This window comes from Pseudomonas sp. GW821-FHT02H06 (genome assembly GCF_059421525.1).
Genome location: NZ_JBWKVD010000015.1, coordinates 50360 through 73164, shown reverse-complemented (window position 1 = coordinate 73164; position 22805 = coordinate 50360). Strand labels below are relative to the sequence as shown.

19 protein-coding genes are annotated in these 22805 nt (G+C 60.8%); 14 read left to right on the top strand and 5 right to left on the bottom strand.

Annotated features, from left to right (window positions below; translation table 11 throughout):
* From AC07VF_RS21095 to AC07VF_RS21035, 13 genes are all read left to right on the top strand, one after another.
* Positions 1–1002 carry a D-cysteine desulfhydrase gene (locus AC07VF_RS21095; protein ID WP_495009655.1) on the top strand — a complete coding sequence of 334 codons (1002 nt, stop codon included), beginning with the start codon at positions 1–3 and terminating at the stop codon, positions 1000–1002.
* A gap of 230 nt (positions 1003–1232) precedes the next feature.
* The gene (tcyJ, locus tag AC07VF_RS21090) at positions 1233–2030 is read left to right on the top strand and encodes a cystine ABC transporter substrate-binding protein (protein ID WP_192173018.1); all 798 of its coding nucleotides are present in this window, start codon (positions 1233–1235) and stop codon (positions 2028–2030) included.
* The gene (gene tcyL / locus AC07VF_RS21085) at positions 2027–2695 is read left to right on the top strand and encodes a cystine ABC transporter permease (RefSeq protein WP_495009654.1); all 669 of its coding nucleotides are present in this window, start codon (positions 2027–2029) and stop codon (positions 2693–2695) included. The genes tcyJ and tcyL overlap by 4 nt, the downstream gene beginning before the upstream one ends.
* Before the next feature lie 3 nt (positions 2696–2698).
* Positions 2699–3442, top strand: coding sequence for an L-cystine ABC transporter ATP-binding protein TcyN (gene tcyN / locus AC07VF_RS21080; RefSeq protein ID WP_192173019.1), 744 nt, complete (start codon positions 2699–2701; stop codon positions 3440–3442).
* A 572-nt stretch (positions 3443–4014) separates the two neighbouring features.
* Positions 4015–4749, top strand: coding sequence for a hypothetical protein (locus AC07VF_RS21075; protein WP_192173020.1), 735 nt, complete (start codon positions 4015–4017; stop codon positions 4747–4749).
* Between the two features lie 210 nt (positions 4750–4959).
* Complete coding sequence (locus AC07VF_RS21070) at positions 4960–5100, top strand: hypothetical protein (RefSeq protein ID WP_495009653.1); 141 nt, start codon at positions 4960–4962, stop codon at positions 5098–5100.
* A 137-nt stretch (positions 5101–5237) separates the two neighbouring features.
* Positions 5238–6479: an SfnB family sulfur acquisition oxidoreductase gene (locus AC07VF_RS21065; protein ID WP_495009652.1), complete on the top strand. Its 1242-nt coding sequence runs from the start codon at positions 5238–5240 to the stop codon at positions 6477–6479.
* A gap of 37 nt (positions 6480–6516) precedes the next feature.
* Entirely contained in the window at positions 6517–7728 is a 1212-nt protein-coding gene (locus AC07VF_RS21060) for an SfnB family sulfur acquisition oxidoreductase (RefSeq protein ID WP_495009679.1), read from the top strand.
* A complete protein-coding gene (locus AC07VF_RS21055) occupies positions 7728–9101 on the top strand; it encodes an LLM class flavin-dependent oxidoreductase (protein ID WP_495009651.1) in 1374 nt (457 codons plus the stop codon). Before AC07VF_RS21060 ends, AC07VF_RS21055 begins: the two co-directional genes overlap by 1 nt.
* 95 nt (positions 9102–9196) lie before the next feature.
* Positions 9197–9991 carry a MetQ/NlpA family ABC transporter substrate-binding protein gene (locus AC07VF_RS21050; RefSeq protein ID WP_495009650.1) on the top strand — a complete coding sequence of 265 codons (795 nt, stop codon included), beginning with the start codon at positions 9197–9199 and terminating at the stop codon, positions 9989–9991.
* A 2-nt stretch (positions 9992–9993) separates the two neighbouring features.
* Entirely contained in the window at positions 9994–11124 is a 1131-nt protein-coding gene (locus AC07VF_RS21045) for a methionine ABC transporter ATP-binding protein (RefSeq protein WP_495009649.1), read from the top strand.
* Complete coding sequence (locus tag AC07VF_RS21040) at positions 11114–11758, top strand: methionine ABC transporter permease (RefSeq protein ID WP_122536756.1); 645 nt, start codon at positions 11114–11116, stop codon at positions 11756–11758. The genes AC07VF_RS21045 and AC07VF_RS21040 overlap by 11 nt, the downstream gene beginning before the upstream one ends.
* A gap of 351 nt (positions 11759–12109) precedes the next feature.
* A complete protein-coding gene (locus AC07VF_RS21035; protein WP_192173027.1) occupies positions 12110–12736 on the top strand; it encodes a class I SAM-dependent methyltransferase in 627 nt (208 codons plus the stop codon).
* 43 nt (positions 12737–12779) lie between these two features.
* On the opposite strand, the gene AC07VF_RS21030 is transcribed toward AC07VF_RS21035, so the two are convergent.
* Positions 12780–15032, bottom strand: coding sequence for a glycoside hydrolase (locus AC07VF_RS21030; protein ID WP_495009648.1), 2253 nt, complete (start codon positions 15030–15032; stop codon positions 12780–12782).
* 259 nt (positions 15033–15291) lie between these two features.
* Between AC07VF_RS21030 and AC07VF_RS21025 the strand changes: the two genes are divergently transcribed.
* Positions 15292–15738 carry a hypothetical protein gene (locus AC07VF_RS21025; protein ID WP_495009647.1) on the top strand — a complete coding sequence of 149 codons (447 nt, stop codon included), beginning with the start codon at positions 15292–15294 and terminating at the stop codon, positions 15736–15738.
* Positions 15739–15809: 71 nt separating this feature from the next.
* Here the strand turns inward: AC07VF_RS21025 and AC07VF_RS21020 are convergent, their stop codons facing one another.
* The 4 genes from AC07VF_RS21020 to AC07VF_RS21005 all read right to left on the bottom strand — a co-directional run bounded on the left by AC07VF_RS21020 (position 15810) and on the right by AC07VF_RS21005 (position 22739).
* Positions 15810–18950 (bottom strand): efflux RND transporter permease subunit, encoded by a 3141-nt coding sequence (locus tag AC07VF_RS21020; protein WP_192173030.1) that lies wholly within the window; start codon positions 18948–18950, stop codon positions 15810–15812.
* Positions 18947–20017, bottom strand: a complete 1071-nt coding sequence (locus AC07VF_RS21015) for an efflux RND transporter periplasmic adaptor subunit (protein WP_346627280.1) — start codon at positions 20015–20017, stop codon at positions 18947–18949. The genes AC07VF_RS21020 and AC07VF_RS21015 overlap by 4 nt, the downstream gene beginning before the upstream one ends.
* Positions 20014–21153, bottom strand: coding sequence for an efflux RND transporter periplasmic adaptor subunit (locus AC07VF_RS21010; protein ID WP_495009646.1), 1140 nt, complete (start codon positions 21151–21153; stop codon positions 20014–20016). The genes AC07VF_RS21015 and AC07VF_RS21010 overlap by 4 nt, the downstream gene beginning before the upstream one ends.
* 551 nt (positions 21154–21704) lie before the next feature.
* Positions 21705–22739 (bottom strand): ABC transporter substrate-binding protein, encoded by a 1035-nt coding sequence (locus tag AC07VF_RS21005; protein WP_282371876.1) that lies wholly within the window; start codon positions 22737–22739, stop codon positions 21705–21707.
* Positions 22740–22805 lie beyond the last annotated feature (66 nt).

Below are 22805 nucleotides of genomic sequence, written 5' to 3'. Positions count from 1 at the left end.
ATGATCAAACAACAGCTCGCCCGTTTTAATCGTCTGGAATTGCTCGGCGGTCCGACGCCCTTTGAAAAGCTCGAACGCCTTTCGACCTGGGCCGGGCGCGACATTTACGTGAAACGCGACGACGTCACCCCGCTGGCCATGGGCGGCAACAAGCTGCGCAAGCTGGAATACCTCGCGGCCGACGCCCTGGCTCAGGGCTGTGACACGCTGATCACTGCGGGCGCCATTCAGTCCAACCACGTGCGTCAGACGGCTGCCCTCGCCGCCCGCCTCGGCCTGGGTTGTGTGGCGCTGCTGGAAAACCCGATTGCAACCGACGACAGCAATTACCTGGGCAACGGCAATCGCCTGCTGCTGGATTTGTTCGATACCAAGGTCGAATTGGTCGAGAACCTCGACAACGCCGACGACCAGTTACAAGCCCTGGCCAGCCGACTTCGCCTCAGCGGCAAGAGGCCCTATCTGGTGCCAATCGGCGGTTCGAATGCCCTCGGCGCTCTGGGTTATGTGCAGGCCGGTTTTGAGCTGGCCGAGCAGATCAAGCAAAGCGGCCTGTCATTCGCGGCCGTCGTGCTCGCGTCGGGCAGTGCCGGCACCCACAGCGGCCTGGCGTTGGCGCTGGCGGAAGAACTGCCTGAGCTTCCGGTGATAGGCGTGACCGTATCGCGTCCGGAAGAAACCCAGGCGCCCAAGGTTCAGCGCCTGGCCGAGCAAACCGTCGAACTGCTGGGCGAATCATTGCCCGCCGCATTCAAGGTGCAGCTGTGGGATGAATACTTCGGCCCACGATACGGCGAGCCGAATGCCGGGACGTTGGCAGCGATCCGGCTGGTGGCCAGCCATGAAGGGCTGTTGCTGGATCCGGTTTACACCGGCAAAGCCATGGCCGGACTGCTCGACGGCATTGGCCGGCAGCGCTTCGAAGACGGCCCGATCGTCTTTCTCCACACCGGCGGCGCGCCAGCTTTGTTTGCGTATCAAGACGTCTTTTCGGCGGGATAGGGCCTTCGTCCCGCTGCCACGCAAACCGTCGCGTGAACGCCATATTCCAGAAACTGATAACCGATCCGCTTTTTATTATTTTTCATCGTTGGGCTCGAGTCTTATGATCGCCGCCAGCCGGCGTGCAGAGCGTTGCAGGCGACTGAAAAAGCTGGATAAACGCGTGATGCCAACGTAGCTTCGTCGGGTCTGATACTTGCCTGACATTCCAATTAAAACAGGGGACTTTCATGAACATGTCTGCAATCCGCCGCACCTTTCTGTTGTCGGCCTTTAGCCTGGTGCTGGGCACGGGTCTGGTCAGCCAGGCTGTCGCTGGCGATCAACTGGCAACCATCAAAAAGAACGGAACCCTTAATGTCGGCCTGGAAGGCACTTATCCCCCGTTCAGCTTCGTGGGTGAAGACGGCAAGCTGACCGGTTTCGAAGTGGAGTTCTCCGAAGCACTGGCCAAGGAACTGGGCGTCAAGGTCAAGCTGCAGGCCACGCCGTGGGCCGGCATTCTGGCGGCACTGGAGTCCAAGCGTCTGGATGTCGTGGTCAATCAGGTGACCATCTCCGACGAGCGTAAAAAGAAGTACGACTTCTCCGAACCCTACACCGTGTCGGGCATTCAAGCGCTGGTGCAGACCAAAGACGTCGGCGTGATCAAAACGGCCGCAGACCTGAAAGGCAAGAAAGTGGGCGTCGGCCTGGGCACCAACTACGAAGAATGGCTGAAAGCCAACGTGCCTGATGCCATCGTCAAAACCTACGACGATGATCCGACCAAATACCAGGACCTGCGTGTCGGCCGTATCGACGCCATCCTCGTCGACCGTCTCGCTGCGCTGGAACTGGTCGCCAAGACCAAAGACAAGCTGGCCGTTTCCGGCGAACCGTTCTCCCGTCAGGAATCCGGTATCGCACTGCGCAAGGGCGAGCCTGAACTGCTGGACGCGATCAACAAGGCCATCGACAAGCTGCGCGCCGACGGCACCCTCGCCAAGCTGTCGGACAAGTACTTCAAGGCTGACGTGACCAAATGATTCCAGAGAGCCTTCAGCTCGCGCTGGACTCCGCGCCCTTCCTGCTCAAGGGCGCGTATTACACGGTGGGCTTGAGCCTGGGGTCGATGTTTTTCGGATTGGTGCTGGGCTTCGGCCTGGCACTGATGCGTTTGTCGAAGATCTGGGTCATCAGCGCCGTCGCCAGGGTTTACGTCTCGTTCTTCCGTGGCACGCCGCTGCTCGTCCAGCTGTTCATGATCTATTACGGCTTGCCGGACCTGGGCATTGAACTGGATGCGATCACCGCAGCGCTGATCGGCCTGTCGCTGAACATGGCCGCGTATGCCTGCGAAATCCTTCGGGCCGCGATCGGTTCGGTGGACCGAGGGCAGTGGGAAGCCGCTGCGAGCATTGGTATGACGCGCGCCCAGACCATGCGCCGCGCCATCCTGCCGCAAGCTGCACGCACCGCGTTGCCGCCCTTGGGCAACAGCTTTATTTCACTGGTCAAGGACACGGCGATGGCCGCCACCATTCAGGTGCCGGAAGTGTTCCGCCAGGCGCAGTTGATCTCTTCGCGGACGCTGGAGATTTTCACCATGTATCTCACCGTCGCCCTGATCTACTGGGTGCTGTGCAGCATCCTGGCGCATTTTCAAAATCGCCTGGAAGCACGGGCCAACCGCCACGATGTGGAGTCCTGAGGCATGATCACGGTTGAAAAACTGACCAAGCAATTCAAGGGCAACGAAGTGCTCAAGGGCATTGACCTGACGGTCGAGCCGGGCGAAGTGGTAGCGATCATCGGCCCTAGCGGTTCGGGTAAAACGACGCTGCTGCGCTGCCTGAATCTGCTGGAAGTGCCTACGAGCGGCAGCATTGTCGTGGGCGACATCAAAGTCGATTTGAGCCGCCCGTTGAGCCAGCAGCAGGGTCTGATCCGGCAACTGCGCCAGCATGTCGGGTTCGTCTTCCAGAACTTCAATCTGTTCCCCCACCGCACCGCGCTGGAAAACGTCATCGAAGGCCCCACTGTGGTCAAGAAGATGCCGCGCGAACAGGCCATCGAGCTGGGCCGCACGCTGCTGGCGAAGGTCGGCCTCGCGGGTAAAGAGGACGCTTATCCGCGGCGTCTGTCCGGTGGTCAACAGCAGCGTGTGGCGATTGCCCGGGCGCTGGCCATGGAGCCGGAGGTCATTCTGTTCGATGAACCAACGTCGGCGCTCGATCCCGAGCTGGTGGGCGAGGTGCTGAATACGATCCACGCTCTGGCGCTGGAGAAACGCACGATGGTGATCGTGACCCACGAGATGAGCTTCGCGCGGGACGTCGCCAACCGGGTAATTTTCATCGACAAGGGCGTCATCGTTGAACAGGGCGAAGCGAAAGAGCTGTTCGCCAACCCTAAAGAAGAACGCACAAGGCAGTTTCTTGAGCGCAGCAGGAATTAGTCCGACACGTTATGTGTTTAAAACGGCGCCAATAGGCGCCGTTTTCTTTGTCGTTCATATTTAGAAAAGCGTTGACCCACTAAAAGTCCTACTATTTCGACGCCGGCTTGCCGTAATCAATCTATCTGTTTTTTCAATACGAACAGCGCTGACTCGCTCTACTTCCCCGCAACGTTGATTGACCATTTCCTCGCCCACAAATAACTGCCGCTGACACTTTTCATCAGCCTGCTGACTGTGGAATACGGCGCGCCCGGCGGCTCAGGTAGGACCACAGTCGCACCCCCCTCCCCATAAGCAACGCCCAACTGTAGGAAACTTCTGCATTTGCGTTACACACACTTTAAAAACTTAATCACTGTTGACACAAACACCGCAACACAATTAGCTGAAATCGCTCTCGGTTTATTCTTTTTCCAGAACAGCAACCCACTAATTACCACCGTTTGTAATGTTTGCCATGCCTATGCATCCCGGCGTGTACTAGTGCCAGTCGTTTTCACGCTGCAGTTGCAATGAATTAATCACCTGACTTGCCTTGATCCAGGCACGCATTCGAAGAGTATTAAAAGATGATCCGTATCCCTGTAATGACTCAGTCTTTCAAGTTGATGGCGCCGTATCTTCCGCAGTCGAACAAGCACGGGATTGGCGCCCTGGCGGCGGCCGATCTGCGAGTGCACATCGACCCCTGGCCAGAGATGGACTGCGGTGATTTGATCGAATTGTTTTGGGGAGGCTGTTATGCCGCCTCAAAACTTTTATCGGAGTCCGACATCGGGCATACATCCGTCCTACATGTACCCGAAAGTTTTCTTCGAAGTGGAAAAGTGAAAACCTACTATCGCGTTACCAAAATTGGCAGCGAACCCATTAAATCTCCCGGCGCCAAGCTATGGGTCAAACTGGAGATTCCCGGCGGTCAATTGGTCAGCGGCGAGGGCGATGAGAATCAGGGACTGGCACCGGTGACGTTCGCCGAGTCGGTCATGCAGGACGGTTTGACTGCGCGCCACTTCGATGAGGGCGTACAGCTCACCCTCGACGCTTATCCCAACATGGATGCCTACGATGAAATCACTCTTCGCTGGGGCGACATGCGTCTGGATCTGCCAGCGCTCACCCAAGAAGACGTCGGACTGCCCATCGTGGTTGAAGTACCAGCAGAATTGGTGCGCGAGGCGGGCGATGATCCGCACCTGGAGGTGAGCTATTGCGTGATTGACCGGGTCGGCAATAACTCGCGCTGGGCACCGGCGCGATTGATCAAGGTATCGACCGACATGACCGATGAGGTCGGAGCTTGATATCGACCCCGCTCAAGACGCTGTCGCGGCGCACCCTCGGCGCGCCGCGATACGTCTGCCGCCTGGCGTGCTGCAACCGTGAACGACGCCACGGATCAGCCACAGAGAAGAAACCTCCCACATCATCTCCATCAGCGTCCTACAGCTTCCCCCTGGATCCGCGGGAACGGGCTGCTAGCCTGCGGTGAAACCCCTCACAAGGTGTTCGCCATGCCCTTCAGCCATTTGGTCAAGTACATGATTCTGGCGCTGGCCTTCGGTTCATGCCTGACCTACACGCAAGCCACGGCGCTGGCGACAGCAGCCGCCATTTCGCCTTCTATGCTTATTCCTAAATGTGAGTTTATTTAATGTTTATACACGCTTAGGGTATATGCACCGGACCACCGGACCATCGTCAATTTTCCCGCCGCTATCGCGGTATTGATTCGAGGTTCGAATGGTCAAGCACAACGACCCCAGTGCTCGCGCTCGTGAAGGTCACCACCATGACTGATCTGAACGCCCTTTCTGTCCAGCACACCCTGGACGTAGCTCCTCCCCTGCTCCCTGCCAACGTACTGCGCAACGACGCCGATGCCCTTGCCGCGGCCCATGAACTGGCCGCGATCGTGCGTCCGAATGCCGCCACGCGAGACCGCGAGCGGCAACTGCCCTGGTCGGAAATCGAGTTGTTCAGCCGCAGCGGCCTGGGCAGCATCACGGTACCGCGCGCATACGGCGGGCCGCAGGTGTCGTTCGTAACCGTGGCCGAGGTCTTCGCCATCCTCTCGGCGGCTGACCCTGCCGTGGGCCAGATTCCGCAAAACCACTTCGGGATTCTCAACTCGCTGATCGGCAGCGCCACCGAGGCGCAGAAAGAAACCCTGTTCGCCAGCGTTCTCGACGGCGCACGTATCGGCAACGGCGGCCCCGAACGCGGGACCAAAAACACCCTCGACGTCAGAACGCGAATAACTGCGGACGGTGATCAGTTTTTGCTCAATGGCCGCAAGTTCTACTCGACCGGGGCGCTGTTCGCTCACTGGGTGGCGGTCAAGGCCATCAATGACGACGGCAAACAGGTGCTGGTGTTCGTGCCACGCGGGACGCCGGGGCTGCACATCATCGACGACTGGTCCGGCTTCGGTCAGCGCACCACCGCCAGCGGCAGCGTGCTGCTGGAAAACGTGCGCGTGAGTGGCGAACTGGTTGTTGATAACTGGAAGCTGGGCCTGTCTCCGAACATTCAGGGCGCGGTCTCGCAACTGATTCAGGCCGCCATCGATGCGGGCATTGCCCGGGAAGCCATCGACGAAAGCATTCGTTTTGTGCGCGAGCGTTCGCGGCCGTGGATCGACGCCAATGTCGAGCGCGCCGGTGACGATCCGTATGTGATCGCTGACATCGGCAAGCTGAAACTCGAGCTGCACGCCGCAGAAGCGCTGCTGCGCAAGGCCGGCCGCGTGCTGGATGACATCGCCGCCGAACCCATCGACGAACAATCTGCCGCTCGCGCTTCCATCGTGGTCGCCGAAGCCAAGGTGCTGACCACGCAAATCGCCCTGCAGGCCAGCGAAAAGCTGTTCGAGCTGTCGGGCAGTCGCGCGACGCTGGCCGAATTCAATCTCGATCGTCACTGGCGCAACGCGCGGGTTCACACCCTCCACGACCCGGTGCGCTGGAAGGTCCACGCCGTCGGCGCCTGGCACCTGAACGGCGCCCTGCCCGCCCGTCACTCCTGGATATAACCAGACCACTGGAAGCACACCTATGAGCCTTCAAACCTTGCCGCGTGACACGCAGGCGACCGCCGTGACTGCGATCATTCGTGACGACGCCGAGGCGCTGCGTATCGCCCGCACGCTGGCGGAAGATTTCAAGCAACAGAGCGCGACGCGTGATCGCGAACGTCGCCTGCCCCATCAGGAACTGGAAGCGTTTTCCCGCTCGGGACTGTGGGGCATCAGTGTGCCAAAGGCCTTTGGCGGCGCTGGCGTGTCCAATGTCACCCTGGCCGAGGTCATTCGGATCATCTCTGCCGCCGACGCCTCTCTGGGGCAAATTCCACAGAACCACTTTTACGCGCTGGAAGTGCTGCGGGTGAATGGCAGCCCGGCGCAGCAGGCGCGTCTGTACGCCGAGGTCCTCGCCGGTCAGCGCTTCGGTAACGCGCTGGCTGAACTGGGCACCAAAACCGCCCACGACCGCACCACCCGACTGAGCCGCGACGGCAGCGGCAACGGCTGGCGCATCAACGGCCGCAAGTTCTACGCCACCGGCGCGCTTTACGCCCAACGCATACCAACCTCGGTCGTTGATGACAACGGCGTGCAGCAGCTGGCATTCGTGCCAGCCAACGCAACGGGGCTGAGCGTGATCGATGACTGGAGCGGCTTCGGCCAGCGCACCACGGGCAGCGGCTCGGTGGTGTTCGATAACGTGTACGTTGACGCCGATGATGTGGTGCCGTTTCAGACCGCCTTCGAGCGCCCGACCACTGTCGGCCCTTTAGCGCAGATTCTCCATGCGGCCATCGACACCGGCATCGCCCGCGCGGCCTTTGAAGACGCGCTGCATTTCGTGCGCACCCGCACGCGGCCCTGGATCGACTCTGGCATCGAAAAAGCCGTCGATGACCCGCTGACGCTGCACAGCTTTGGCAAGCTCGGCATTCGCCTGCACGCCGCCGAAGCCCTGCTCGAACGTTCGGGGGAATTCCTGGATCGAGCCCAGGCCGACACCACAGCAGACAATCTGGCCCAGGCATCGATTGCGGTCGCGGAGGCGCGGGCGATCAGCACCGACATCTCATTGGAAGCCGGCAGCACCTTGTTCGAACTCGCCGGTTCCCAGGCCACGCTGGCGGAGCACGGCCTTGACCGGCACTGGCGCAACGCGCGGGTCCACACGTTGCACGACCCGGTGCGCTGGAAGTATCACGCCATCGGCAACTACTACCTCAATGACGTCAACCCGCCACGCCGGGGGACGATCTGATGAGCAAGAAAAAGATCCTGCTCAACGCGTTCAACATGAACTGCATCGGCCACATCAACCACGGTTTCTGGACACACCCACGGGATACGTCCACCCAGTACAAGACCCTCGAATACTGGACCGAACTGGCGCAGTTGCTGGAGCGCGGGCTGTTCGACGGGTTGTTCATCGCGGACATCGTCGGGGTCTATGACGTCTACCAGAAGTCGGTGGACGTAACCCTGAAGGAATCGATCCAGTTGCCGGTGAATGATCCGCTGTTGCTGGTATCGGCCATGGCCGCGGTCACCAAAAACCTCGGCTTCGGCCTGACCGCCAACCTCACTTACGAGGCGCCGTATCTGTTCGCCCGGCGCATGTCGACGCTGGATCACCTGACCCGCGGCCGCGTGGGCTGGAACATCGTCACCGGGTATCTGGACAGCGCCGCGCGCGCGATGGGCTTGACCGAGCAAATCGAACACGACCGCCGCTACGACCAGGCCGATGAATACCTGGAGGTTTTGTACAAGCTGTGGGAAGGCAGTTGGGAGGACGACGCAGTCATCGAGGACCGTCAGGCGCGCATCTACGCCCAGCCGGAAAAAGTCCATTACGTGCGGCACAGCGGCGAGTTCTATCAGGTGGAAGGTTATCACCTGTGCGAGCCGTCGCCGCAGCGCACGCCGGTGCTGTTTCAGGCGGGCAGTTCCGAGCGCGGTTTGCAGTTTGCCGGCAGCAACGCCGAGTGCGTCTTCATCAGCGCGCAGAACAAACCCGCGACCCGCGAGCAGGTCGACAAGGTCCGCGCCAGTGCCGTGGCCGCCGGGCGCACCCCCGATGACATCAAGGTCTTCATGGGCCTCAACGTCATCGTCGGCCCCACCGAAGAAGCGGCGCGAGCCAAGTACGCGGAGTATCTGAACTACGCCAGCGCGGAGGCCGGGCTCGCGCATTTTGCTGCGTCCACCGGCATCGACTTCGCCGACTACGAGCTCGACGAGCCGATCCAGCACGTGAAAGGCAACGCCATTCAGTCAGCCACGAAGATCCTCAAGAACAACGACTGGACCCGCCAAAAGCTGCTCGATCAACACGCCCTCGGCGGCCGTTACATCACGCTGATCGGCTCGCCCGAGCAGGTCGCCGACGAGCTGGAATCGTGGATCGCCGAAACCGGCCTGGACGGCTTCAACCTGACCCGCATCGTCACCCCGGAGAGCTACGGGGATTTCATCGATCTGGTGATCCCCGAGCTGCAACGGCGCGGCTCATACAAGACCGCATACGAGCACGGCACTTTGCGCGAGAAGCTGTTTGAGGACGGCAACGCTCGACTGCCGGAACGGCATGCGGGGGCGAGCTTCAGGACACTCACCCCATCACAGGCGTGAGCGAGCTCGAACTCCGTGGGAGCGAGCTTGCTCGCGAAGACGGCTCCACAGACACCCAAGAATTCAAACCAGACCACTGACCCGGATTACCACCCATGACCAAAACCCTCCTCACCCTCGCCCTGTCCCTGGGCCTGTTTGCCGGCGTCACCCACGCTGCCGATCAACCGCTCAAAGTCGGCACCACGGCGGCGTTCGCCATCCCGCTGGAAGCGGCCGTCGCCGAAGCCGATAAACAAGGCCTGAAGGTCGAGCTGGTGGAATTCACCGACTGGATCGCGCCCAACGTCAGCCTCAACGCCGGCGACATTGACGTGAACTACTTCCAGCACATCCCGTTTCTGGAAAACGCCAAAGCGGCGTCGGGTTTTGATCTGGTGCCGTACGCGCCGGGCATCATCAACAATGTCGGGCTGTACTCGAAGAAGTACAAAAGCTTCGATGAGCTGCCAACAGGCGCCACCGTCGCAATCGCCAATGACCCGATCAATAGCGGACGCGGCCTGCAACTGTTGGCCAAGGCCGGCTTGATCACGTTGAAACCGGGCGTGGGCTACAAGGCCACCGAAGACGACATCACCGCCAACCCGAAGAAGCTCAAGCTGATTCAGGTCGAGGCCGTGCAACTGGTGCGCGCCTATGACGATGCCGATCTCGTGCAGGGCTACCCGGCCTACATTCGTTTGTCGAAGACCTTCGATGCCGGCTCGGCGATTCTGTTCGACGGCCTCGATCACCCGGAGTACGTGATTCAGTTCGTCATCAAACCGGACCACAAGGATGACCCGCGTCTGGCCAAGTTCATCGACATCTACCAACACTCGCCGGTCGTGCGAGCCTCGCTGGATAAGGTCAATGGCTCGCTGTATCAGGTTGGCTGGAAGAACTGATCATGACGGCATCCGCGCAACGCGCTTTGACGCTTGAGGGTGCTGCGGCTCCCCATGCCGCCGAGCAAGCAGAACTGCACCCGGAGAAGCAACGCGCCCATGTGCGCTTCATCAATCTGGGCAAGGTCTATGAAGGTCCGCAAGGGCCGGTGCCGGCGCTGCAGGCCATCGATCTGGATATCCAGCGCGGTGAAGTGTTCGGCATCATCGGCCGAAGCGGCGCAGGCAAATCGTCACTGATTCGCACCATCAATCGTCTGGAAAAACCCAGCAGCGGACGCGTGCTGATCGATCAGGTGGACATCGGCGACTTCAACGAAGACACGCTGGTGGCGCTGCGCCGACGCATCGGCATGATCTTTCAGCACTTCAATCTGATGTCGGCCAAGACCGTTTGGCAGAACGTCGAGCTGCCGCTCAAGGTGGCGGGCGTGCCGAAGGCGCAGCGTCAGCGCAAAGTCGCCGAGCTGCTGGCATTGGTGGGGCTGGAAGGCAAGCACACCGCCTATCCCGCGCAATTGTCGGGCGGGCAGAAGCAGCGCGTCGGCATTGCCCGGGCGCTGGTGCATGATCCAGCGATTCTGCTGTGCGACGAGGCGACCTCGGCCCTCGACCCGGAAACCACGCAATCGATTCTCGGCCTGCTGCGCGAGATCAATCAGCGCCTGGGCCTGACGATCATTTTGATCACCCACGAGATGGCGGTGATCCGGGAGATCTGTGACCGGGTGGTGGTGCTGGAAAAAGGTGAGGTCGTCGAGCAGGGCCCGGTCTGGCAGGTGTTCGGCAATCCACAGCATGAGGTGAGCAAGACGCTGCTGGCGCCGCTGCAACATGCGCTGCCGGAGGATTTGCAGGCGCGCTTGCAGCCGCAGCCATCCGAACAACACGTCAGCGTTGTGCTGGACCTGCAATTCACCGGCAGCGACGGCAAGGAGCCTGATTTGTCGGCACTGTTCAATGCATTTGGCGGGCGGGTGAGCCTGCTGCATGGCGGCGTCGAACGCATTCAGGGGCGTGCGCTGGGTCACCTGCTGCTGGCGGTAAGTCATTCGCCGCTGTCGGCGGACGAATTGCTCAATCGTGCCCGCAAACACGCGCAGCACGCGGAGGTATTGGGTTATGTGGCTTGATCGTCTGTGGCAGGGCGTCATCGACACCTTTCTGATGGTGGGCGTGTCGTCGCTGATTGCGTTGATTCTGGGCATTCCACTGGCGGTGATTCTGGTCACCAGCGGCAAGGGAGGCATTTTTGAGGCGCCCAATGTGAACCGGGTGCTGGGCGCGTTCGTGAATATTTTTCGTTCGGTGCCGTTCCTGATTCTGATGGTCGCGCTGATTCCGTTCACGCGGCTGATCGTCGGCACGACCTACGGCGTGTGGGCGGCGGTGGTGCCGCTGACCATCGCGTCGACGCCATTCTTCGCGCGTATTGCGGAAGTCAGCCTGCGCGAGGTGGACCACGGCCTGATCGAAGCGGCACAAGCGATGGGCTGCCGCCGGTGGCACATCGTCTGGCACGTGCTGTTGCCCGAAGCGCTGCCGGGCATCGTCGGCGGATTTACCATCACCATTGTGACAATGATCAATTCGTCGGCCATGGCCGGTGCCATCGGCGCGGGCGGCCTGGGCGACATCGCTTATCGCTACGGTTATCAGCGGTTTGATACGCAGGTGATGCTCACCGTGATCGTGTTGCTGGTGATCCTGGTAGCGGTGATTCAGTTGGGCGGGGACCGATTGGCGTTGCGACTGAACAAGCGCTGATCAAAGGGCGCCTTCCCTGCAGGACTGGCTGAAGCCGGTCCCACTATCGGCATGCGTTCATTCAGTAGGACCGGCTTTAGCCGGAAAAGCGGCAGGTGCCACACTGCAAGATTGATGGCGCTGCCCACGGGCCTCTTCCCGGCTGAAGCCGGTCCCACTGTCGGCATGCGTTATTCAGTAGGACTGGCTTTAGCCGGGAAAGCGGCAGGTGCCACACTGCAAAATTGATCGCGCTGCCACGGGCCTCTTCCCGGCTGAAGCCGGTCCTACCAACGGCATGCAGTCCCGCCAGGAGATTGCAATTCGGGAGCGGGGTATATTGGCGGCCTTATTCGCCCAGACAACCACCTCATGAAACTTGATCAAACCGACCTCGCCCAGATCACGGCCACTACCCTCGGCAACTACAACGATGTCGCCGAGGGTTTTCGCGAAGGGACCCGCGACCATGATGTGAGCCAGAACATTGATGCGCTGCTGCGCAATATCACAGGCCCGGCGCCGTTTCAGATTCTGGATTTCGGCTGCGGGCCTGGCCGTGATCTGCAGACCTTCACTGCCATGGGCCACATCGCCACTGGCCTGGATGGCTCCGAACGCTTTGCCGAGATGGCCCGCGCCGACAGCGGCTGCGAGGTGCTGCACCAGAACTTCCTGGAACTTGATCTGCCCGCAGAACGCTTCGACGGCATCTTCGCCAACGCCTCGCTGTTCCACGTACCGCGTCAGGAATTGCCTCGGGTGCTGCGTGAGTTGCGCGCTGCACTCAAGCCCGGCGGCGTGCTGTTCAGCTCCAATCCCCGAGGTGACAATCAGGAAGGCTGGAAAGGCGAGCGCTATGGCGCGTTCCATGATCTGGAGTCGTGGAGCGCGTTACTGACCGAGGCCGGGTTTACCGAAGTCGAGCATTACTACCGACCGCCGGGATTACCGAGAGATCAACAGCCATGGCTGGCGAGCGTGTGGCGCAAGGTCTGACCGCTGCAGGTCTCCCGTAGCGAGACTCGGAAAACCTGGCGCATCAGCCGCCCTCGCCTGTTGCGTGATAGACGCTGACCGCTCCGTCAGGCGCAACCGCCGTCACGCTATGCCCTGCATACCGGGTCGTCCCTACCTCACGGGTCCCACCATCGAAGTTCGCCACCAGTCTCGTTCCGTCCGCGAACGTGGTCTGCTGAACTTGTCGATCAAGCGTCAGCCAACTGAACGCCGTCATCGCCTGGGTACCAAGGCGCTCATGCAGTGGCCTGAAAAACCGGTCCTGACGCTGCATCACCGGCAACCGCTCGCCCAGCGTCGCGCTGCTCAGGTGATACAGCGGCGGCACGTTGTAGAGCAACTGGGCGAGCTCGTTCTCCTGCCTGACATTGACCAGTTTCAGGCTGTCAAAAAGCCAGTGATGAGTCGTGATGACCGATCCATGGAACACGGCCTGATAGAGCGGCAGGCGGGTCGTCGGATTGAAGTGAATGGTGCGATAAGGCTCCTTGATCGGTACCGGTTTGAAGAACACGTCCGGCTGCTCCGGCGGGTACCAACTGCCCAGGTACCAGCGGGAGGACTTGTGCTGGCTGAGCTCCGGATCACCCCATCCGATCACCGGCGTCTGCATGCCGTGGGCGAAAAGGATGCCCTGGGCGGTGACGGCATTGCCGTCCTCGGAACCTGAGGGCAGCGCTCGGGCTTCAGCCACCCACTGCGAAGCACTGACATTAGCGGCGGCGTTTTGCATCTCGGTCATGGTCGCGCCGGGCCGATAGCTGTCGAACAGCATCCCCGTGGCATAGGCGTCCAGAAACCAGCTATTGAAACCGGCAGCGGCCTGGACAGCTGTAACCCGCGCCTCCATTAACGGCCGGACACAACGCGGATCGGTGTAATGCCCGGACTGTTGAAAACCGGCTTTGAACGTTCCGTCCTTCAGCACAATGGCGCATTGACGGTGTGCGTCGCTGCCCAAGTGAGCGGTCACCCAGTCCGGGTTTTCATGGGTCGCCAGAGCCGTTTCGTAGGAGTCATAGGGCGCAATCAGATACCCCGCCTGCACAGCGGCGCGAACGGCTTCGGGATGCCAGAGACCTCCCTCCCAACCTTCGCCGAGCCCCAGCCACAGGCGTGACAAACCAGATGCTTGCAGGCTCTCGATACCCTTCAGGGATAGCACGCCGCCCCATGTCGACGGGTCATCCGCGAGAGCTCCGGCAAACAGGTGGGCGACCTCCGCGCGAAGCTCACCGTAACGCGACGTCAACCGCGACACGTCGGGCTGGGCATCACGTTGCCATGCTTGTCTTGCGACCGAGTTGAACGCGCTGTTCAGACTGCGCAACAGGGCGACTTGTTGCCAGCGCTGCAATGGTCCCTGGCTGCCACTCAGCAAAACCAGCGCTTCTTTATCCAGCCGGTTGCGCAACTGCACAGCCAGTGGGTCGTCGGACGCAAGTACCTGAGTCAGACGCCCCCAGGACTGAATATCATCAAGGGCCAACAGGTCGTTGCCCCACAGATACAGGTGAGCGGCGCCGAGCAGCTTGCGCCCCTCTGGGGTTTTCTCGAACTTGCTTTCCAGCGTCTGATAGTCTCCATTGTCGATGAGCCACTGCCGGTAACGCCTTGCGCCAGCGAGCGGATCGGCGGCATCCAGCGACAGGCGAAAGGTCATTGGCGTGCTGACATCCAGCGCCGTGAACTCATGTCGGGCGGACAAACCCAGGGCGTCACCTTGGAGATGCAAACGAAGGCGGTTGTTGAATGGATGGGTCAACAGCCAGGTCAGGGTGAATGCGCCGTGGTCCATGCCCCACAGCGGCAGGCTCAAGTCCTGTGTGGTGTTGATCTCGCCCTGGGTCGCAAGAAACTGCTGCCAGACAGTGTTCCCCCGAGGGACATAATGCCCCTCTGCCATCGGCCAGATCAGCGCTTTGCCCATGGCGTCGCCTGGCTGATTCAGGAACTCCAGTACCCCGGCATTCCGGGCCTTGATGGTCAGCAAGAGGTCACGTTGCTGCAGCCGGGCTTCGAGATGCCAGGCGCCCTCGTCCCACTGCCACGCGAGGTAGTCCTGCGAGGTCTTGAGCTCACTGACGCGATGCGCCTTGACCCCGCTTGACGCTTGCAAGGCAGGTTGCCCGCTCGGCGAGACGCGGACCGCGAGTGTCTGCGGATCAACGTCCACCCGCCAGAAGTCGTTTTCCAACGTTTCAGCCGAACTGCTGAATGGGAGCATCCAGCCCAACAAGAGGCAGACACACAAGCGTACCAAGGAAAAAGACATGCCGAGCCCCGCGAAGCGATTCAGCGGGGCACAGTAAGGCAGGGACCGACGAGTGTCTGTCGGACCGTTCCTAAATCACGACTGGTCTTGCCCCACCTCGCAAATGCTCGCTCAATTGACGGGGGTCCGGGACTGTCATTTCTGACAGTAGCCCCTTCCTGTCCCCGCGCACACACTGGACCCGCGCCATGAGTGCCAACCACGATCCGGTTGCCTGATGAACACGGGCTGCCAATCGCCAATCAGCAAGGGAATGACGATGAGTAATTTATTGAAAAACAGTGACTTCGCATCGGGCGAATTAGAACCCTGGACCATCACCCCCACTGAGGTCACTGGGGGGATCAAGAAAGAGGGGTCGGTTTACTACGTGCAGCTGGCAAAGGCAGCCGGTCTGTCCCAGTCCCTCCCGGAGGGCAATTATAAACCCAGCAAATTTAGTTTTTATGTGCGGGCCGGGGAAATCATAAAGCCCGGCGATTCCATACTATTCAGTTATGGGGTGCTGATCAGTACGGTCGGGAGCGCCGAGGCGTTTGGTGACATTTCGGTAGCAACCGAGGAGTGGAAGAAAGTCACTCTCGAGATGAAGCGCAAACCGATCCCTGCCACTACGGTGACCGTGCAGGTACACACCGTCTCTGATCCGGAAAAGTTGAAAACTCAGGCAGGGCAGGTGCATTTCAAAGATTTCGAGCTGACCTGACAACCCCCTCACCGGTGCGCAGATAAAAAGCGGAAGTGGCCACCCGACCGCTTCCGCCTGAACCATAGGTATTAATGCGCGGGAGAGGACGCGCCGTCGTCCGTATCGTCATCACGGCGGTGTTGCTCTTCCTGCTGGCGTTCCTGATGTTTGCGCCGCTCCTCCTCACTCGGCTCCTTGATCTTGTACCAGGCCACGTACAGCGCCGGCAGGAACAGCAACGTCAGCAGGGTCGCGATGATGATCCCGCCGATCATTGCGTAAGCCATTGGCCCCCAGAACACTTCGCGGGCGATCGGGATCATGCCCAGGCTCGCCGCCGCAGCGGTCAGCAGGATCGGCCGGCGCCGGTGTTCCGTGGCTTCCGCCACCGCATCCCACGGCAGATAGCCCGCCACCTCGTACTCATGAATCTGGGTCACCAGAATCACCGAGTTGCGGATGATGATGCCGATCAGCGCCAGAATCCCGAGGATCGCCACAAAGCCCATCGGCGTTCCGGTCGGCACCAGCGCGAGCACCACGCCGATCAATCCCAACGGCGCCACACTGGCGACGATGAACATCTTCTGCACGCTGTGCAGCTGGATCATCAGGAAGGTCGCCATCAGGAAGATCATCAACGGCACGACCTTGGCGATCGGCCCTTGGGCCTTGCCGCTCTCCTCCACCGTGCCGCCCGTGGCGACCTTGTAGCCCACCGGCAAACCGGCGGCGAATTTGTCGATCTCGGGCTTAAGCTCTTTCACCAGATCGGTTGGCTGCATGTCGTCGCTCACGGCGGCCTTGAGCGTGATCGTCGGTTTACGATCGCGACGCCACACCAGCGGCTGTTCCAGTTCGTAGCGCACATTGGCGAAGGCCAGCAGCGGAATCGACGTGCCTTGGGGCGTAACGATCTGCAGGTTTTGCAGGGTTTCCGGTGACCCTCGCTCGGCATCCACCGCGCGACCAACGACGTTGATCAGGTAGATGTCATCGCGCACCTGGGTCACCGCCGAGCCGGTCACGACGCTGTTCATCAGTTGCGCAACGTCCTCGGACGACAAGCCCAGTTGCCGCGCCTTGTCCTGATTGATGTCGATGCGCAGGACTTTCCCGGGCTCGTTCCAGTCGTAGATCATCTCGCCGATGTGCTGATTCTTGTCGAGCAGGGTGGCGAGTTCGATGGCGTGCTGGCGCACTTCATCAATGTTCTCGCCGCTGACCCGGTACTGAATCGGGCGCCCTACCGGCGGCCCCATTTCCAGCGCCTGCACATAAGTGCCGATGCCGACGAAGTCGTCACGCAAGCGTTTTTGCAAGCGCTCGGTCAACGCGCCGCGCTCTTCCAGCCCTTTGCTGACGATCACCAACTGTGCGTAATACGGGTTTTCCAGCTGCTGATCCAGCGGCAGGTAGAAACGCACCGCGCCTTCGCCGATGTAGGTGCTCCAGCTGACGATGTCCGGATCGTCCTTGAGGGTCGCCTCGAGCTTGTCCACCGCGCGGCGCGTCTCGTTGATCGATGCGTTCTGCGGCAGGTTGAGGTCGACCAGAATCTCCGGGCGGTCCGATGACGGGAAGAATTGGTTCTGCACGAAGCGCATGCAGAACAGCGACGTGGCAAATAGCAAAATCGTAATGATGATGGTCAGCCAGCGATGGCGCATGGCCCAGAACATCGAGCCGTTGAAGGCTCTGGCGATGCGTCCGGGCTTGGCGTTTTCGTCGTGCTTCTTCACGTTTTCGCTAAGGATGTGCACGCCGATCACCGGGGCGAACAGCACGGCAACGACCCACGACACCAGCATGGCGACGGCAATCACCGCGAACAGGGTGAAGGTGTATTCCCCCGCCGAGCTGGCGTTCAGGCCGATCGGCACGAAGCCCGCAACCGTCACCAGCGTACCGGTGAGCATCGGGAAGGCCGTCGAGGTGTAGGCGTAGGTCGCGGCCTGGGCTTTGGTTTCGCCTTTTTCAAGGCGCGACACCATCATCTCCACCGTAATCATCGCGTCATCGACCAACAGGCCAAGGGCAATAATCAGGGCGCCCAGGGAAATACGCTGCATGGTGATGCCGCTGTACTCCATGAACACGAAGACCATCGCCAGCACCAGCGGAATCGAGCAGGCCACCACCAGCCCCGCACGCATGCCAAGGCTGATGAAGCTGACGATCAGCACGATCACCACCGCTTCAAACAGCGCGCTGGTGAAGCCGCCGACGGCCTTCTCGACCACCTGCGCCTGATCGGACACCACATGCACGCCGACGCCAATCGGCAGGTCGGCGGTCGCGGCGCTCATGCGTTCGTGCAGCTGTTTGCCGAACTCCTGAACGTTGCCGCCCTTCTTCATGGCGATGGCCAGGCCGATGGCAGGCTTGCCGTCGAAGCGGAACAACGGCTTGGGCGGATCCACGTAGCCGCGGGTGATTTCGGCGATGTCGCTCAATCGATAGAAACGATCGTTGAGGCGCAGGTTGACGTTTTCGAGGTCTTTTTCCGAGGCGAACTGGCCGGAGGTGCGCACGGAAATGCGCTCCGGACCGGCCTCGATGACCCCGGCGGGCGTCACGGTGTTTTGCGATTGCAGGCTCTGCACGACCTGGCGCTGATCAAGGCCCAGTGCCGCCAGTTTGCGAGTGGAGAAGTTGAGGTACAGCACTTCGTCCTGCTCGCCGATCATTTCGACTTTGCCCAGACCCGGCACGTCGCGAATCTGGACGCGCACTTGCTCCACGTAGTCGCGTAACTGGCGCAGGGTCAGGCCGTCGGAGGTGAAGGCGTAAATCGATCCGTAAACGTCGCCGAACTCATCGTTGAACGCCGGGCCCTGAATACCTTGGGGAAACTGCCCGCGAATGTCATCGATCTTCTTGCGAACCTGGTACCAGATTTCAGGAATGGCCTCAGCGCTGGTGGTGTCGCGCAGGTAAACCATAACAGTGGACTCGCCCGGCCGGGTGTAGCTCTTCACGTAATCGAGGGAGTCGAGCTCTTCGAGCTTTTTCTCGATGCGGTCGGTGACCTGCTCCAGGGTTTCATCCACAGTCGCGCCCGGCCAACGGGTTTGTATGACCATGGTCTTGATGGTGAACGAAGGGTCTTCTTCACGACCCAGGTTCATGTAGGAAAACACGCCCATCAGCAGGCCGACGAACATCAGGTACCAAACGAAAGACTGATGCTTGATCGCCCAATCGGAGAGGTTGAACTTCCCTTTCATCGCGGGCTTTCCTTATCGACTTTGATTTTCTGCCCCGGCTTGAGGCTATTGACCCCGGCGGTCACAACTCGATCGCCGTTATTGACCCCCCCGGCCAGTACCACTGAATCATCACTGCGGCTGACGACCGTGACGACGCGTGGGGAAACGGTCTGGTTCTGCATGTCGATGACCCAGATCTGCGTCTTGCCGTCGATCTCCTGAACGGTCGTGGCGGGCAATTCGATGCGCGGTTTGATCGCCGAGCTCAGGGTGACGCTGATCGCTGTGCCCAGACGGAAGGCCGCCGGTGTATCCGCCAGGGTCAAACGTGCGCGACGGGTGCGGGTGGTGCTTTCGGCCTGGGGCTCGAGTTCTCGCACGGTTGCGGTGGTGTTGATCTCTGGCTCCAGCTGGCTGGCGACTTTGAACACGACGTCGCTGGGCAGTTGATCACTCAGTTGCGCCGGCAAATCAATGACCGCCTCTTTGATGTCCGGGCGCGCCAGTGTCACCACCTGCTCGCCCGCGCTGACCACCTGGCCGGCCTCGACTTTCCATTCGGTGACGACGGCATCGTGATCGGCGCGCAGCTCGCTGTAGCTCAGCTGATCCTTGGCCTGTTGCATCGCGGCCTTGGCCTGATCGTAGGAAGACTGCGTGGTTTTCAGGTCGGTGACTGCGACATCCAGCGCGGCTTGGGCGCCAACGCCGCGATCAAACAATTCTTGTTGCCGACGGGCGTTAGCCTGGGCGTTGATCAACTGGGCTTCGACCCGGGCCAGATCGCCCTGGGTCGAGCGCACCTGATTCTGTTGGTCCGTCGGGTCGAGCACGGCGAGCATGTCGCCCTTCTTGACCTGTGCGCCGACATCGACGCTGCGCTGGGCAATGCGACCCGAGACGCGAAAGCCCAGAGTGCTTTCATAGCGCGCGGCGATGTTGCCGGCGAAACGGCCCAGGCTTTCCTGAGCCTGGGGTTTCACCTCAATGAACAGCACCGGCCGAACCGGCTCGGGTGCCGGCTCTTCCTTGCTGCATGCGCTCAACAACAGGCCCGCCAGCACAACCCCCGAAAAGCGCTTCATTGCTGGGCTCCTGTCGGCTGTTTCGAGGCATTGGGGTACACGTCGGCGAGCTCCACCTGCATGTCCGGGTGCAGCAACTGGTTACCGGCAACGACCACTTTTTCACCATTCTTCAGACCGTCGACAATGATCACTTTGCCGGTCAGGTAGCGCCCGACCGTGACGCCGCGCAGGCTGACCTTGTTGTCGCCATCGACCACCCACACCGCCGGCTTGCCGAGCTGATCGCCCAGGCCTTTGGTCAGCGCGGACCACGGCAGCTCCACGCTGGTCCTGGCCGGCACGCTCAGCGCGGCACTGACCACCGAACCCAGATCCATGCCCGGCGGCAGCGAGGTGAGGGCGATCTTCACTTGCAGTGTGCCGGTTTGCGCCGATACGGCTGGCGTGACTTCGCGCACCTTGCCGACGGCCTTGACCTTCGGGTTGTCCAGCAGCGTCACTTCGACCGGCTGGTCGGTCGGCGGGTTGACGAACAGCGACTCGTAAACGTTGAACACGGCGTCGCGCTCGCCATCGCGGGCCAGGCTGAAGATCGGCGCGGTGGGCTGTACGACCTGGCCGACTTCGGCCTGCCGCGCGGTAATGATGCCCGGCGCATCGGCGATCAATGCGGTGTAGCCCAGTTGCTCGCGGGCGTTGGCCAGTTGCGCCTGGGCGGCTTTGAGCGCGCTCTGACTGCCACGAAGCTGGGCTTGGGCGGAATCGTATTCACTGCGGCTGGTGTAGCCCTTGGGCAAGAGCTTTTCCTGACGCACGAAGGCGGCGGAAGTCTGTTTCACGCGCGCCTGCTCGGCGGCAACGGCAGCGAGGGCGGAATCGACATTGGTCTGCAGGTCTTTGGGGTCGAGTTTGGCCAGCACTTGTTTGGCCGACACCCGATCGCCCACGTCGACCGTGCGCTGAATGATCTTGCCGCCCACCCGGAATGAAAGCTGGGTCTGCACCCGCGCCTGGACATCACCGGTCAGCGCGACGTCCGCAGAGAAATCGGCCGTCTTGACCTCCTGGGCCTGCACGCGTGCGCGCACCGGTTCCTGGGGCTTTTCCTTCTCGCAGCCAGCAAGCATGGCCAGGCACAGACCGAGGGAAAGAACGGTCAGACGACCATGAAAAAAGAGGGGTTGGGCGGGCATGCAAGCTCCTTGTGCCAATGCCGTTGCGACACCGCGCCGCCGGACGCCGTTGCGATGTGATCATGCGACTGTGAGCTTACATCAGGGTTCCTTGAGGCACCGAACTCTGCCGGCATCTACAGCGCACGCCAATCTACGCTAGAGCACGCCTGTTCGCGATGGGGGGAGTCTGTGACATCGATGTTGGCAGACACACTGCCTTCGTGAGCAAGCTCACTCTCATGAACATGACAACGCCGCAGTTCTACCTGTGGACACAAAAATTGTGGGAGCGAGCTTGCTCGCGAAGGGGTCGAGACACCCCGCTGCATCTTTAGCGCCTGAATCGCCGCCTTCGCGAGCAAGCTCGCTCCCACAGGGGGTGTGTTTGATGCCAGACAGCGCGTCGTCTGGACGACGGGATATGCCACAGGTTCGCGGCGCGCCAAATATCTGGGTCGCACGCAAATCCACTGTAGGAGCAATCGGAGGTTACGACGGTCGCGAAGGCGGTGTGGCTGACACACCGCCCCCCATCAAGCCGGTCTAAACAGACCGACCAACGTTGAGGATCAACTACCCGCACCACCGTGGGCTTCTTCGAAGAAGAAGTCCTTCCAGCTGTCAGCCTTGTTTTTCAGCACACCCAGCTCATGGAGCTTTTCGGCGTAGATGAACGTGCGCTGGGGCACGACGGTGAAGTCGATTTCCGGGTCGGAGACGATCTTCTCCACCAGCGGCAACGGCAGTTTCGATTTCTCGACGTCGATGTAGGTCTTCGCCGCCGCAGGCTTGTCAGCCTTGATGATCTTCTCGGCCTCGGCCAGTGCGTCGTAGAACGCTTTGTAGGTCTTCGGATTTTCGTCGTGGAATTTCTGAGTGGTGTAGAGCACGTTGAACGTTGCCTGGCCGCCCAGCACATCGTAAGAACTCAGCACTTTATGCACGTTGGGGTTTTCCAGCTCCTGATACTGAAACGGAGGACTGGAGAAGTGCGCGCTGATCTCCGACCCGCCGGCAATCAGCGCCGACGTGGCGTCCGGGTGCGGCAGGCTGACGGAGATGTTGTCGAATTTCTTGAAATTGTCGTTCCCGAACAGCTTGGCGGTTTCGATCTGCAACGTACGCGACTGGAACCCTACGCCCGCGGCCGGCACCGCGATGCGGTCCTTTTCAGTGAAGTCGTTGAGGGTCTTCACGTTGGGGTTGTTGCTGAGCAGGTAGTTGGGCATCGAGCCCAGCGAGGCGATGGCCTTGACGTTCTGCTTGCCCTTGGTCCGGTCCCAGATGGTCAGCATCGGCGGTACGCCCGCCGACACCACGTCCAGCGCGCCAGCCAGCAGGGCTTCATTCATCGCGGTGGCGCCGGAGATGCTGTTCCAGTCGACCTTGATGTCCAGGCCCTGCTCCTTGCCGTGCTTCTCGATCAGCTTCTGCTGCTGAACGACGTCCAGAATCAGATAACCGATGCCGAACTGCTGGGCGATGCTGATCTTGCCTTCAGCGTGAGCGCCGCTGCTCAACAAAGCGCCAGCCAGACCCAGGGCGGCGGCGAGCGCGGTCAGTGTCGGGCGCTTGAAAGGTGCAGCTGTTTTCAGAAATTCCATACATTTCTCACGATGAAGGCGAAAGGGGTGACGGACTCATGGCCCATTCAGCGGCCACAAGGCGGA

Bases quoted from the DNA above. Each gene is read 5' to 3' on its own strand.
- AC07VF_RS21075 (WP_192173020.1), top strand. From the start codon at position 4,015: ATGATCCGTATCCCTGTAATGACTCAGTCTTTCAAGTTGATGGCGCCG.
- tcyJ (WP_192173018.1), top strand. From the start codon at position 1,233: ATGAACATGTCTGCAATCCGCCGCACCTTTCTGTTGTCGGCCTTTAGC.
- AC07VF_RS21020 (WP_192173030.1), bottom strand. From the start codon at position 18,950: ATGAAAGGGAAGTTCAACCTCTCCGATTGGGCGATCAAGCATCAGTCT.
- tcyN (WP_192173019.1), top strand. From the start codon at position 2,699: ATGATCACGGTTGAAAAACTGACCAAGCAATTCAAGGGCAACGAAGTG.
- AC07VF_RS21005 (WP_282371876.1), bottom strand. From the start codon at position 22,739: ATGGAATTTCTGAAAACAGCTGCACCTTTCAAGCGCCCGACACTGACC.
- AC07VF_RS21015 (WP_346627280.1), bottom strand. From the start codon at position 20,017: ATGAAGCGCTTTTCGGGGGTTGTGCTGGCGGGCCTGTTGTTGAGCGCA.
- AC07VF_RS21095 (WP_495009655.1), top strand. From the start codon at position 1: ATGATCAAACAACAGCTCGCCCGTTTTAATCGTCTGGAATTGCTCGGC.
- tcyL (WP_495009654.1), top strand. From the start codon at position 2,027: ATGATTCCAGAGAGCCTTCAGCTCGCGCTGGACTCCGCGCCCTTCCTG.
- AC07VF_RS21045 (WP_495009649.1), top strand. From the start codon at position 9,994: ATGACGGCATCCGCGCAACGCGCTTTGACGCTTGAGGGTGCTGCGGCT.
- AC07VF_RS21070 (WP_495009653.1), top strand. From the start codon at position 4,960: ATGCCCTTCAGCCATTTGGTCAAGTACATGATTCTGGCGCTGGCCTTC.
- AC07VF_RS21065 (WP_495009652.1), top strand. From the start codon at position 5,238: ATGACTGATCTGAACGCCCTTTCTGTCCAGCACACCCTGGACGTAGCT.
- AC07VF_RS21050 (WP_495009650.1), top strand. From the start codon at position 9,197: ATGACCAAAACCCTCCTCACCCTCGCCCTGTCCCTGGGCCTGTTTGCC.
- AC07VF_RS21040 (WP_122536756.1), top strand. From the start codon at position 11,114: ATGTGGCTTGATCGTCTGTGGCAGGGCGTCATCGACACCTTTCTGATG.
- AC07VF_RS21025 (WP_495009647.1), top strand. From the start codon at position 15,292: ATGAGTAATTTATTGAAAAACAGTGACTTCGCATCGGGCGAATTAGAA.
- AC07VF_RS21035 (WP_192173027.1), top strand. From the start codon at position 12,110: ATGAAACTTGATCAAACCGACCTCGCCCAGATCACGGCCACTACCCTC.
- AC07VF_RS21010 (WP_495009646.1), bottom strand. From the start codon at position 21,153: ATGCCCGCCCAACCCCTCTTTTTTCATGGTCGTCTGACCGTTCTTTCC.
- AC07VF_RS21055 (WP_495009651.1), top strand. From the start codon at position 7,728: ATGAGCAAGAAAAAGATCCTGCTCAACGCGTTCAACATGAACTGCATC.
- AC07VF_RS21030 (WP_495009648.1), bottom strand. From the start codon at position 15,032: ATGTCTTTTTCCTTGGTACGCTTGTGTGTCTGCCTCTTGTTGGGCTGG.